Origin of the sequence: Fervidobacterium gondwanense DSM 13020, from assembly GCF_900143265.1 — a bacterium.
GTDB classification, from domain to species: Bacteria; Thermotogota; Thermotogae; order Thermotogales; family Fervidobacteriaceae; genus Fervidobacterium; species Fervidobacterium gondwanense.
The window spans coordinates 1-11,586 of record NZ_FRDJ01000004.1 but is presented as its reverse complement, the minus strand read 5'-3'; the positions used below and the strand labels follow the sequence as shown (position 1 = coordinate 11,586).

Sequence of the window (11,586 nt, the reverse complement as noted above, 5' to 3'; positions counted from 1 at the left end):
TATAATATTATCGAAAATTAAAATAGAAAAATAAAAGAAGGAGATGAATAGATGGAGAAAGTCATAAAGCTTAAAAAGGAGAAGATCCTTTCGCAATATGAACTAATACGTTTGACTAACCAAGGTGACGAAAAAGCAAAAAGTGAGCTTGAGGAACGCCTGAAGGATACGGTGAAAAAGGATGAGAAAAAAGAACGTTCAGCTCACGATAAGTAAGGTACTATGTGAGAATTTCACAGCTACAGTCGAAGAGAGTATCCTCTTTGAGAATATAAACTTGGAACTTGACGTTGGAAAGTTTGTAATCCTCTACGGTCCCAGAGGCTCTGGGAAATCTGCGTTTTTGAGAAGTTTTTCAAGACTCAACAGAGAAACGTATCCAAATATAAGATATTCAGGCAAGATGTACTTTGATACTACCAACGTTGAAGATTTTTCCGAAAAGGAAATCAGACAGATCGTTACTTACTTGGATACGAACTTTTTGGAATCGCTCGACTATTTAAACTTAAAAGAGTTGATTGAAATAGTCTTTGGACACGGGTACAAGTTCAGTGTGGAAGAACATGCTACGGAATTGGATAATTTTGGTGTACTAAAAGCACTGGATAAGTTTGAAAAAACACCGCTTTCGTCTCTATATGTTCTCGAAAAGATCGGACTTTTGCTTTTCATTTCCTCAATAAGGCAGTCCTCTGTGCTTGTTCTTGACTGTCTTTTAGACCACCTTGACGATGAACATATAGAATTTGTGACTAAGATGCTCAAAGAACTTTCTGAAACTAAGATCATAATTCTTGCAACACGCACTTTAAAAAGATTCTTGGGGCTTGGAGATTTGCTAATAGTCATGAGAGGTGGTAAAATAGTATACAGTGGTGAACCAGAAAAATATATTTTGGGGGCATGATGATGGAGGTTTTGTCGGTTTGCCTTAATCCCGCGCTTGACAGGAAATTCATAATAGATGGATTTACGTTAGACAAGTTAAATATTGTATCCAAAGAAAAGAACCGAATGACTCCAGGTGGTAAGGGAGTGAATGTTTCTGTTGTCTTGTCCCACTACAGCATACCATCGATTGTCACTGGTTTCATAGGAGGTTATGTGGGACAGATTCTACTTTCCGAATTGCGAAAGTACGGTTCGTTAATATCTACAAGTTTTGTTAGAATTTCCGATGAGACGCGTGAAAATATCGCTATTGCAGATACACTTTCGCATACGCTCACGGAGATTAATTCAGAAGGTCCTACCGTTAACGAATTGGATTTAAATAACTTTTTGAAAAGGTATGAAGTCCTTGTTCAAAAAGTAAGAGCAGTTGTAATTTCTGGAAGTGTACCGAAAGGAGTACCACTTTCATTTTATGGTGAACTGACAAAAATAGCAAAGAAGTATAGAAAAGTCGTATTTTGGGAAGCGCGAGATGAGATAATAACTGAGTCGATAAAAGTAGCATTTCCTGATGTGTTGAAATACGACATGAGAAGGAGCGAAAAGATCTTAGGACGTATATTGAACACGGAGCAAGAGTACATACAGGCAGCCAAAGATTTCGTTAAACAAGGGGCGAGATTGGTTATTCTATCTTACAAGACAGTATACGACTTTGTAGCTACAGAAGATGGTGTCTGGAAATTTTCTCCGAAGGTTGAAATTGATCACTCTTATCTTTTGGGTAGCGGAGATAACTTTGTAGCTGGTATGATCTTTGCTAATTCGAAAGGGATGTGTTGCTTAGATATGGCGAGATACGGCTATGCTGCCGCAGTAGCTAAAACGTCTTATATTGGAAAAGAACCACCTTCACTTTCACTGATTGAGGAGTACCTTGGTAAAATCTCTACCGAGAGGGTGGAATAGATGGAAAGCTTAAAAGTCAAAGACTTCATGACACACGATATTACCTTTGTTTTTGAAAATGACACAGTTGAAGTTGTAATAGACATATTGAACAAAACTGGATTGCCAGGGATAAGCGTGGTTGATAACGAATTGAGAGTAATAGGTTTTGTTGGGGAAGACGACATCATCAGGGCGTGTTTGCCAAGTTATTTCAATCTATTGCAAACAGCTGCGTTTTTGCCGGACACCAATCTTTTCATTCGAAGGCTGAAAGAAATAGCCCGCGAACCTATTGGAAAATTTGCAACAAAGCCAGCACAGACTGTCAAACCAAGCGACACCCTTCTGTATGTTGCTGACTTGATAATGAGGAAAGGGTACAAGATAATACCTGTTGTTGACGATAATAACGTGTTGCTGGGCTTTGTCACAAGAATATCAGTTCTTGAAAGTGCAGTACACAAGGAAGCGGTGGTGAATAACGGCAGATGAATCGTATAGATAAAGCACTCAGAATTTCCGTTATAACTCAAGGTTGCAAACTGAATCAGTACGAAAGTGAAATGATCATCGAAATGCTTGAAAACGCTGGACACATCGTTTATTCAGGCGAGGATCAAGGCGCAGACGTTTACATACTAAATAGCTGTGCTGTAACAGCAGAAGCGGAAAGAAAGGTCAGACAGACTGTTAGGCATTTGAGAAAAATGAATCCGGATTCGAAGATAATACTCAGCGGTTGCTACGTGCAAATCCCGAGAGTTGAGGAAGAGTACAAAATTTTAGGCGTTGACCTCGTACTTGGAAATTCTGAGAAGAAGCAGATACTCAAGTATTTGAGCGATACAGGTACGTATTTCAACATCGGTTACTGGGAAGAAGACGACATTTCATTCGAAATTGTCGAAAACTCAGTGACAGAGAGATCAAGAGCGTTTATAAAGGTCGAAGATGGTTGTGATAACAGTTGTACATACTGTGTGATTAGAAGTTTGCGAGGTACAAAAACAAGGAGCAAACCGATAGAGGTTGTTGTAAAAGAAGTTCAGAAGTTAGTTAATAAAAAACACAGGGAAATCGTCATAACCGGTCTGAACCTTGGAAAGTACGGAAAAGACTTGGGAACAAACCTTGCAGAGCTCCTAAGAAATCTTTCGAAAATAGACGGAGAGTTCAGAATAAGATTGAGCTCGATAAATCCCGAAGATATAACAGATGAGCTGATAGATGTTATTAAATCAGAAGAGCGAATTTGCAATCACCTCCATATTCCAATTCAGAGCGGTAGCTCAACTGTTTTGAGAAGAATGGGCAGAGGTTACACTGCCGAGCAATTTGTGGAAAAAGTCAATAAGCTTAGAGCTTTTGATCCGCTCTTTTCTATAACGACAGATATAATGGTTGGATTTCCTGGCGAAACGGAAAAAGAGTTTGCTGAAACACTCGAAGTTGTTGAAAAAGTCAAGTTCAGTAAAGTTCACACGTTCAGGTATTCGCAGAGACCCAATACCCCAGCCTCAAGATTAGAAAACCAAATTCCCGGAAACATAAAGAAAGAAAGAGCAGAAATCTTGATTAAACATTCTGAAAATGTTGCAAATGAATATAAGAAGAAATTGGTAGGAAAGAATGCCGTTATTCTTGTTGAAGGTATTCAAAACGGAATCTATTACGGTTACGACGAATATTACATACCGCATGAAAGCAACGGCGGGAGTATAGGTGAATTTTCAAAGGTCGTAATTTGCTCCGTGACGCAGGAAGGTGTGGTGTCGAAGGTTGTTCAAAAGCAAGTATCAAACGACTGACATTGTTGAAGCCCTTACAAAAGGGATAGCAGTTTACGAGACCATTCGAACGTACAATAACAAACCATTTGCTTTGAAGGAACATTATAACAGATTGTGTAAATCACTTTCTTACCTTAAAATAGAACCTCCTAAACTGACTGAATTTGAAGAACTTATTTATGGGAACTTGTCTGAGAGAATTAGAATAGTCTACGTATACGATGGTAATCTGCTCAGCTATGTCTTCCGTGAGTCTACGGAAAATTATTTTATTTCGCATGTGAAAATTGATTTCACAATCGTTAGACGAGCAGATCCAATGAGTATGCCACCGGACTTGAAATCGCTCGGCAGGCCTGACATATACCTTGCAAGATTGACAAAAGGTGACAACTACGACGTCATAATGCTCGGAACCAAAGGACAAGTTTGCGAAGGGACTTTCAGCAACGTCTTCCTCATCTTCAAGAATAAAATCGTAACACCATCGCTTGACTCAGGCATATTAGATGGAATTACGAGAATGCACGTTTTGAATTTTTTGAGAGAAAAAGGTTTCAATGTAGAAGAGAGAATAGTTGAACCTTACGAGCTATTTTACGCCGATGAATTATTCTTAACGCATACAAGTAGAGGAATTGTCCCAGTGGACGAGATAGGTAAAAGAAAACTTGAAACAGAATTAGGTAAAGAACTTTCGACCGGGTTCGAGGAGTATATCAAATGCTTACTCTGAGGAAAATCTTCTCCGAATTAGCACTTAAAGATGCCTTTTTCAAAAAGATATACATCTTATCACAATTGGAAGAGATGAGTGAAAAGATACTTGGCGCAAATATATCTAAACACTGCAGATTCTCATCTTTTGAAGATGGAACGATAACAATAGAATGTGATGACAATATATGGACCAATGAACTGAAGAAGATGAAGAGGCAGATAAAGAAAAGATTAGAAGAGCATATAAAATTTCCAATCAGTGACGTAAAAATTCAGACAGAGAGAAAAAAATAAGCAAACCGTGTGCGGAGGTGTAAGTAATGGACAATTTTGAAAGTCGTGAACAGAGTATGGTTACCACCAATCAATACAATGCACAAAACATAAAAGTGCTCAAAGGGCTTGAACCGGTTCGCGAAAGACCAGGAATGTACATAGGTTCAACCGGTAAAAACGGGTTACATCACTTGGTGTATGAAATAGTTGATAACAGTATAGACGAAGCGATACAAGGATTTTGTGACAAAATAAGGGTTGTAATAAAGAGCAATGGTTCTGTTGAAGTTGAGGACAACGGAAGAGGTATCCCTGTTGATGTTCACCCAGAAACAGGTACAAGCGCGCTCGAAGTAGTTATGACAACACTCCATGCTGGAGGTAAATTTTCTAAAGACAGCTACAAAGTCAGCGGTGGATTGCACGGTGTTGGCGCATCGGTTGTTAACGCGCTCTCTGAATGGATGGAAGTAGAAGTGCACAGAGACGGTAAAATATATAGGCAACGCTACGCGCGAGGAAACAAAACAACAGAGGTAGAACTTGTAGGCACGACCGACAAGCGAGGAACGATAGTTAGATTCAAACCAGACAAGATGATATTCACAACGGTAGAATTCGATTCAGACACAATACTCACAAGGCTTAGAGACTTGGCATTTTTGAATCCTAACATAACGATAGAATTTGTGGACGAACGTGAAAACATACAAAGAACGCTCCACTATGCCGGTGGTTTAAAAGAATTTGTGGCGTACTTAAACAAGGGTGAAAAGACACTTCACGAAACAGTCTTAATTGAAGGCACTTCTCAAGATGTGCAAGTTCAGATTGCGTTTCAGTACACTGACAACGATGCTGAAGAGATAATCTCGTTTGTAAACAACATAAAAACGGTTGATGGCGGTACGCACGTTACGGGCTTTAAGACTGCTTTCACAAGAGTTGTGAACGACCTTGGCAAGAAGAAAAACATGATAAAAGGCGAGCCGTTCAGAGGCGAAGACCTCAGGGAAGGCATGACCGCTGTTGTCAACGTACTGATGATGGGAACGCCTCAATTCGAAGGACAAACAAAATCAAAGCTCGGAAACGAAGAAGTGCAAGAAGCGGTTGCCAAAGTTGTGCGCGACAGACTTACAGACTATTTTGAAGTTAACGAATCCGTTTTGAAGATAATAATCCAAAAAGCCCAGCAGACAAGAGAGGCAAGGGAAGCTGCCAAAAGAGCAAGGGAAGCGGTAAAAAGAAAGAGCAGTCTTGGGAACTCGACGCTCCCTGGAAAACTGGCAGACTGCATCACGAAGAACTTTGAAGAATCAGAACTCTTCATCGTCGAAGGAGATTCAGCAGGTGGAAGCGCCAAACAGGCAAGGGACAGGAATTTCCAAGCAATATTGCCATTGAGAGGAAAGATACTGAACGTTGAAAAGAGCAATGAATTGAAGCTTCTCAAAAATGAACAAATAAGAGATATAATCACCGCAATTGGTTCAGGAACGGGAGACAATTTTGACCCATCGAAGCTCAGGTACGGAAAGATAGTCATCATGACCGATGCTGACGTCGACGGTGCGCACATCAGAACGTTGTTATTAGCGCTCTTTTACAGGTACATGAGGCCACTTCTTGAAGATGGCAGAATATACGTTGCCATGCCACCACTTTACAAATTCACAGTCAGTGGTGAAAAGCCCGTATACCTCTACTCTGATGAGGAACTCAAGGAAAAATTGGCTAATGTCAATGGTAGAAAATACGAAATACAGCGTTATAAAGGTCTTGGTGAGATGAACCCAGAACAGCTCTGGGAGACAACGATGAACCCGCAGACGAGAAAGATAATAAAGATAAGCATAGAGGATGCGGAAGAGGCGGACAACCTGTTTGAAATTCTCATGGGAAAAGACACGGAAGAACGCAAAGGATACATAATGAGACATGCGAAACAGCTGAGCTTAGTGGATTTGGATGTTTGACATTTTTAGTAATTCATTAAATCCATTATTCGAAACAAGAACCCCCTTTATGGGGGTTTTGATTTTCTAAATTCTTACGAGACTAACATCTTCTTGATTTCAATTCTTTTATTGCTTGCAAATTCAGTGCCCTTGGACCTAATTCGTACAGTACTTTATAAGATTCACCCAGAATAGTTAGCGTAACTCCTGGATGCAACTTTCTCTTATAACTATGCGAGGACTCTTGCTTAAAGCTTCTTGATTAGCTACAAACTTTAATTTTGAGATTTCGCCTCTTACCGTGTTAAGTTTTGCAATCAGCTCTTTTCTTTGGAGTTCAGCTCTAATTATTGCACTTTTCACCTTTTCTTGCTCTTTTGCTGGAACGCTTTTATAAATCTCACGAAGCTTGTGGCACAATATGCCTAACTCATTAATTTCGTCAATAAGAATCCTTATCCTATGCGTCAATTCAGTTTTATTTTTCTCGTAGTCAAAGTCTATACCAACCTCAAGAACAGTGGATACCTCGGATACATTACCCGCTTCTCTAACCTCTATCAATTCAACCGCTTTTACCTTTCCACCTATTATTGTTCCCTTTCCGCGAACAACCACAGCTTTTCCGGCAATTACTTCAGAATTCATTATGTAATCATTTGAATAGACGCTTCTTCTTGAAATAACAACGCATTCTGAGAAGAATTGAGCAGAAACATCTCCTGCAGCCAGTATCTTACCTTTCGAACGCCCGAAAAATCCACCGTTGATATAAACATTCCCCGAAGCATTAATCTCTACGTGTCCTGAAACAATGCCTTTTATAAAGACGTCCTTGCCAGAATTTATTCTGTAGTTCCCATCCAACCCACAATTAACCATTATACTTCCTGGAAAGTCGAATGATTTTTGGGATGATATTTCTTTTTCACTTAATACCAAAACTTCTTTAACGCATACTCTACCTTGCTCATCTATATAAGGCTGACCACTTACCGTTGCGACAATCTTATCACCCTCAATTTTTGTGTTCTGCCCTGAAAACGCTCGTAAATCAAAATCTTTTCCTTGCCTTGCTGGCAGCTCTTTTCCTGTCACGGTATGACCAGGTGTACCAGGTATTGCAGGAATCTTTTCTGCAAGAATTTGACCTGAAAGGCAGTAAGGTATTTCCTCGCCGGGCTCTATCAGATCTCCAGTTAAGAACTTAAATTTATAATCAATCTTTGCATCTTCCGGCGGTTGAGGTTCTTTACCTTCCGCAACCAATATGGGTTGGTATGTCATCTTTTCGTTTACTATCCTCTCCAAAACGTCCTGCTTTATGCCAAAAACAACCCCTGCGTTAAATAATGCTTCAGCCAATTCATCTTTTGTTGGCATTTCGTTGATTATCCCAGGGATGATTGTGACAAACGCCTTCATTTCATCATCAGATATAGTCACATTTACTTTGAAATTCTCGTACTCTTTTACTTTATCCTCAAGTGCTGAAAGGGTTTCAACATTCAGTAAATCCTGAACAGTCTCCTTGACTTTCACACGTTCAACATCTCTATGCGCAGTTTGAGGGTGGAATTTTCCATGCAGAGGTTTAGCAACAGCTTTAATTTCGCCATGTTCGTCTGTCTGTATCTCCACAGCGACAATTTCGTACCAAGTTTGCCCGTATCTTTTCTCTATTTCATCAAAGACCTCGGTTATTTCTTTAGCCTTAATGATGTCCATATGGCTCACCTCTTCAGAGGAGGAATGCGCTGCTACAGTTTGCTAAGTTTTTGAATTTCAAGTATCTGTGCTGTCATGCGAGATTTGGCAAGTGCTGTGAAGAGCTTATCGTGCTGGAGGAATATTTTAAAAATTTCAGGATCAAAATGCCCATCTTCCTCATTAATCATTATTTCCAGAGCCTGTTCTGGAGAATATTCATTTCTGTAAATCCTCCTGGTCGTGAGTGCATCGAAAACATCTGCTATCGCTACTATTCTTGCGGATATTGGGATTTCTTTGCCCTTCAAACCGTCAGGATAACCTTTTCCGTCCCATCGCTCGTGGTGCCACCTGACAATTTCGTAGCAGGTCTTGATAATGGTGCTCGTTGGATACCGATTTATTAAATTCGTCATAGCTAATGCACCTTTGGTAGTGTGTGTTTCCATTATCTTTCGCTCTTCTGGGCTGTACCTTCCTGGTTTCATCCATATCAGATCGGGAATTGCGATTTTGCCAGTATCGTGCAGTAATGCACCAACTTCTATTTCATAAGTGAAGTCATAAAGTGAATTTCGATAAGCTTCATCTATATCTACATAATCTGTTTCTTGTAGCAATAGCTTTGAAAGCACAGAACTGTATAACCTGACGTTCTCACTGTGCAGTACCGTGTAGAGATCCTTCGACTCCATCAATTTTGTTGGGATTTCTAAAAGCAGGTTAGGGTCTATCATCGAGATAGTCTTAAAAGCCTTCCTTACGTAAGTAACAAGCAGTTTCGGAGTTATGGGCTTAGTTAAGAAATCGTTAGCGCCCAAATCAAGGCACTCAGCAACGATATCCTCTTCACCTTTTGAAGTTAGAACAATTATATATGGATACGGTGGCATGTAGTTCTTTCTGACTTTTTCTATGAATTCGAGCCCGCCCATGACTGACATCATTAGGTCAACTATTACAATTTTGTGGCTTTCTGGCGAGGCTTTAAATATGTTGTATCCTTCCTCACCATTCTCAGCGGTTTCAACCGCGATGTGAAATTTTTTAAGAACCGATGAAATATAATTTCTCACGAGCGCATCGTCATCAATTACCAACACTGTTGATTTCTTTTCATCATCCATCCAATCTCACCTCGCAAAAAAGCATCCCAAGTTTTATAGGGCAACAATCTATATTCAAGCAAAAATTCATGCCTGACAGTTCTCTGCTTTTACAGTACCGACCGTCTTAATTATTTCCTCAGGCATTGCGTAAGATGGTAGCACCTTGTCCACGACCCCTGCCTTTACAGCTTCCTTTGGCATTCCGAATACGATCGCTGTTTCTTCCGACTCGGCGAAACACAATCCTCCCGCCTTTTTTATTTCTGCCAGTCCTTCCACTCCATCATTTCCCATTCCAGTCATTATTATTCCTATAGATTTCTCTCGAAATGCCTTTGCGATGCTTGATAAAGTGACATCTGCTGACGGCATGAAAGTATGTTTTGGCTCACTCGCTAATCTGATCACTAATTTTTCTTCATTTCTTTCAAGTGTGAGGTGAAAGCCACCTTGTGCAACGTAAACATTCCCTGGGGCCACAACCATACCATCTTCTGCGTGCAACACTTTCATCTGGCAATAGTTGTCCAAATGCTCAGCGTACTGCTTGGTGAAGAACGGAGGCATATGCTGAACCACGAATATCGCTGCATTCAAATTTGAAGGAAGTGGTGGGAGCACGTCGTATATGTTCTTAGGACCGCCGGTCGATATGCCTATTCCCACACCATAAAAATCAACAACCCGGCTTTCCATTACTTGGTAGATGTCCTTCTTTTCAGATGGCTTTTTTCGGCCCTCTTTTTTCATGAGTGTAAACCTTTCTTCTGCAAGTTTGTGCAAGATTGCACTTTTCTTCGCTTGCACGTAAGCAAGTATAATTTTCTCTCTCAGCTCTCTTCCAAACTCAAGTGCGTTCCAACTTTCGTCAATAGGTTTGGGCACATAATCAAATGCCCCATATTCGAGTGCTTCATACGTTACAGGTGCTTCCTTTTGCGTTATTATAGAGACTACTATTATGGGTGCAATCTCTTCTTGAATGAGCACCTTCAAGACTGACAAGCCGTCCAGCTCAGGCATATTTATATCTAAGGTTATGACGTCTGGCTTCAACATCCTCGCCAATCTTATTGCCTCTCTTCCATTGGACGCTACTTCGATGACTTTGATGTTCTTATCTAATTCAACCAAGCTTTTTATTGCCCTTTGCATTAGTGGTGAATCATCAACTACCAAAACTTTTATGGGCTCTTTATCATCGTTATAAGAACTGCGGTACAAGGGATCACCCTCTTTTCTTCGACCTTTTCTCCTTCTTAGCTTGAGAGCTGTGTTTTTCTATCTCTTTTATAATTAAATCTTTGAAACTGTTAGTTGAAGAGATGACATTTTTCGGATTGATTAAAGGAACGGTAAAGCCTCTTAGTTGCATGAATCCTCTAATTAGCTTTTCTTCGGACTGCATCATTGACGATGTAGTGATTAAACTTGGCTGTGTTTTAAATATGCCTTCGAGCTTGTCTGCTAAGATTCCGACCTTGAACTCGCCGTTTCTTAGTATGATTACTCTTTTGTTTTCTTTGAACTTTTCGTCCTGCAGTTCTTCGATTAATCCTTTGTTGCTTTCAAGCAGGTCGAGAACTATTACGTTCTCCTGCCTATAATTCATTACTCCGAGTACAGCGCTTGGCGCATTGTCAATAGGAGTTATCGATGAAAGTTTCGAGATTGAATCCACGTAATCTGATTCCAACCCAAAAAGTGAATCAGCGATCTTGAAGGCTAAGACGGATATCTCTTCAACTGCTTCCTTTTCATGACTCTCAGTGAATTCAACAAAGTACTGCTCATATTTTTTTAGCAGTGCATCCATACTGAGGATTGGTATAGCCTGCTCCTGTTCTAAGATGACGCCCAAAAGCTCATTTTCATTGCCAATCAAATAAGATTTCCGGTAATAAGTCAAGAGGAGAAAAAATAGAAAAATAAAAAACCTAGTCAACACTTTGACTTTCAATAACTTAATATTTCACTTTCATTCTTCACATACTTGATTTCGTTCTTTTTACCTATTTCATCGGTACATACGGTACGTTGTTCTTTAGTAAATAATACACTAAATTTACTAATTTCCTTGCAGTTAATATTAGCGCTCTCATGTGTTTGTGTGTTGTTGCTTCTGCGTACTTTTTGCGATAATATTCTTTGTATACAGGATCGTATGTCTTT

General features: G+C 39.9%; 12 protein-coding genes and 1 pseudogene. 8 read left to right on the top strand and 5 right to left on the bottom strand.

All coding sequences use genetic code 11. From position 1 onward, the window contains the following. Positions 1–51: 51 nt before the first annotated feature. The 8 genes from BUA11_RS10330 to gyrB are packed head-to-tail and all read left to right on the top strand — an operon-like array spanning position 52 to position 6,613. A complete protein-coding gene (locus BUA11_RS10330; protein WP_178137744.1) occupies positions 52–216 on the top strand; it encodes a hypothetical protein in 165 nt (54 codons plus the stop codon). After that, a complete protein-coding gene (locus tag BUA11_RS04370) occupies positions 182–910 on the top strand; it encodes an ATP-binding cassette domain-containing protein (protein ID WP_072758787.1) in 729 nt (242 codons plus the stop codon). The genes BUA11_RS10330 and BUA11_RS04370 overlap by 35 nt, the downstream gene beginning before the upstream one ends. Positions 911–912: 2 nt before the next feature. Then, the gene (locus BUA11_RS04365; RefSeq protein WP_072758785.1) at positions 913–1,866 is read left to right on the top strand and encodes a 1-phosphofructokinase family hexose kinase; all 954 of its coding nucleotides are present in this window, start codon (positions 913–915) and stop codon (positions 1,864–1,866) included. Further along, a complete protein-coding gene (locus tag BUA11_RS04360) occupies positions 1,867–2,340 on the top strand; it encodes a CBS domain-containing protein (RefSeq protein ID WP_072758771.1) in 474 nt (157 codons plus the stop codon). Then, a complete protein-coding gene (gene mtaB, locus BUA11_RS04355; protein WP_072758769.1) occupies positions 2,337–3,656 on the top strand; it encodes a tRNA (N(6)-L-threonylcarbamoyladenosine(37)-C(2))-methylthiotransferase MtaB in 1,320 nt (439 codons plus the stop codon). Before BUA11_RS04360 ends, mtaB begins: the two co-directional genes overlap by 4 nt. Then, positions 3,628–4,374, top strand: a complete 747-nt coding sequence (locus BUA11_RS04350; RefSeq protein WP_072758767.1) for an aminotransferase class IV — start codon at positions 3,628–3,630, stop codon at positions 4,372–4,374. Before mtaB ends, BUA11_RS04350 begins: the two co-directional genes overlap by 29 nt. Next, complete coding sequence (locus BUA11_RS04345; protein ID WP_072758765.1) at positions 4,362–4,652, top strand: DciA family protein; 291 nt, start codon at positions 4,362–4,364, stop codon at positions 4,650–4,652. Before BUA11_RS04350 ends, BUA11_RS04345 begins: the two co-directional genes overlap by 13 nt. A gap of 26 nt (positions 4,653–4,678) precedes the next feature. Continuing rightward, positions 4,679–6,613: a DNA topoisomerase (ATP-hydrolyzing) subunit B gene (gene gyrB / locus BUA11_RS04340; RefSeq protein ID WP_143145271.1), complete on the top strand. Its 1,935-nt coding sequence runs from the start codon at positions 4,679–4,681 to the stop codon at positions 6,611–6,613. Positions 6,614–6,790: 177 nt separating this feature from the next. Here gyrB and BUA11_RS04335 read toward each other — a convergent pair whose 3' ends face one another. The 5 genes and pseudogenes from BUA11_RS04335 to BUA11_RS10560 all read right to left on the bottom strand — a co-directional run. Next, positions 6,791–8,323, bottom strand: a complete 1,533-nt coding sequence (locus BUA11_RS04335; protein ID WP_072758763.1) for a flagellar assembly protein A — start codon at positions 8,321–8,323, stop codon at positions 6,791–6,793. A 32-nt stretch (positions 8,324–8,355) separates the two neighbouring features. Beyond that, entirely contained in the window at positions 8,356–9,432 is a 1,077-nt protein-coding gene (locus BUA11_RS04330; protein ID WP_072758761.1) for an HD-GYP domain-containing protein, read from the bottom strand. A gap of 66 nt (positions 9,433–9,498) precedes the next feature. After that, positions 9,499–10,638, bottom strand: coding sequence for a protein-glutamate methylesterase/protein-glutamine glutaminase (locus BUA11_RS04325; RefSeq protein WP_072758759.1), 1,140 nt, complete (start codon positions 10,636–10,638; stop codon positions 9,499–9,501). A 4-nt stretch (positions 10,639–10,642) separates the two neighbouring features. Then, positions 10,643–11,299 carry a chemotaxis protein CheW gene (locus BUA11_RS04320; RefSeq protein ID WP_072758757.1) on the bottom strand — a complete coding sequence of 219 codons (657 nt, stop codon included), beginning with the start codon at positions 11,297–11,299 and terminating at the stop codon, positions 10,643–10,645. Positions 11,300–11,426: 127 nt separating this feature from the next. Beyond that, a pseudogene (locus tag BUA11_RS10560) lies at positions 11,427–11,586 on the bottom strand (IS110 family transposase); the annotation flags it as partial.

Excerpts from the sequence above, each read along its gene's own strand:
- BUA11_RS04365 (WP_072758785.1), top strand. The coding sequence starts at position 913 with ATGGAGGTTTTGTCGGTTTGCCTTAATCCCGCGCTTGACAGGAAATTC.
- BUA11_RS04370 (WP_072758787.1), top strand. The coding sequence starts at position 182 with ATGAGAAAAAAGAACGTTCAGCTCACGATAAGTAAGGTACTATGTGAG.
- BUA11_RS04360 (WP_072758771.1), top strand. The coding sequence starts at position 1,867 with ATGGAAAGCTTAAAAGTCAAAGACTTCATGACACACGATATTACCTTT.
- mtaB (WP_072758769.1), top strand. The coding sequence starts at position 2,337 with ATGAATCGTATAGATAAAGCACTCAGAATTTCCGTTATAACTCAAGGT.
- BUA11_RS04335 (WP_072758763.1), bottom strand. The coding sequence starts at position 8,323 with ATGGACATCATTAAGGCTAAAGAAATAACCGAGGTCTTTGATGAAATA.
- BUA11_RS04330 (WP_072758761.1), bottom strand. The coding sequence starts at position 9,432 with ATGGATGATGAAAAGAAATCAACAGTGTTGGTAATTGATGACGATGCG.
- BUA11_RS10330 (WP_178137744.1), top strand. The coding sequence starts at position 52 with ATGGAGAAAGTCATAAAGCTTAAAAAGGAGAAGATCCTTTCGCAATAT.
- BUA11_RS04345 (WP_072758765.1), top strand. The coding sequence starts at position 4,362 with ATGCTTACTCTGAGGAAAATCTTCTCCGAATTAGCACTTAAAGATGCC.
- gyrB (WP_143145271.1), top strand. The coding sequence starts at position 4,679 with ATGGACAATTTTGAAAGTCGTGAACAGAGTATGGTTACCACCAATCAA.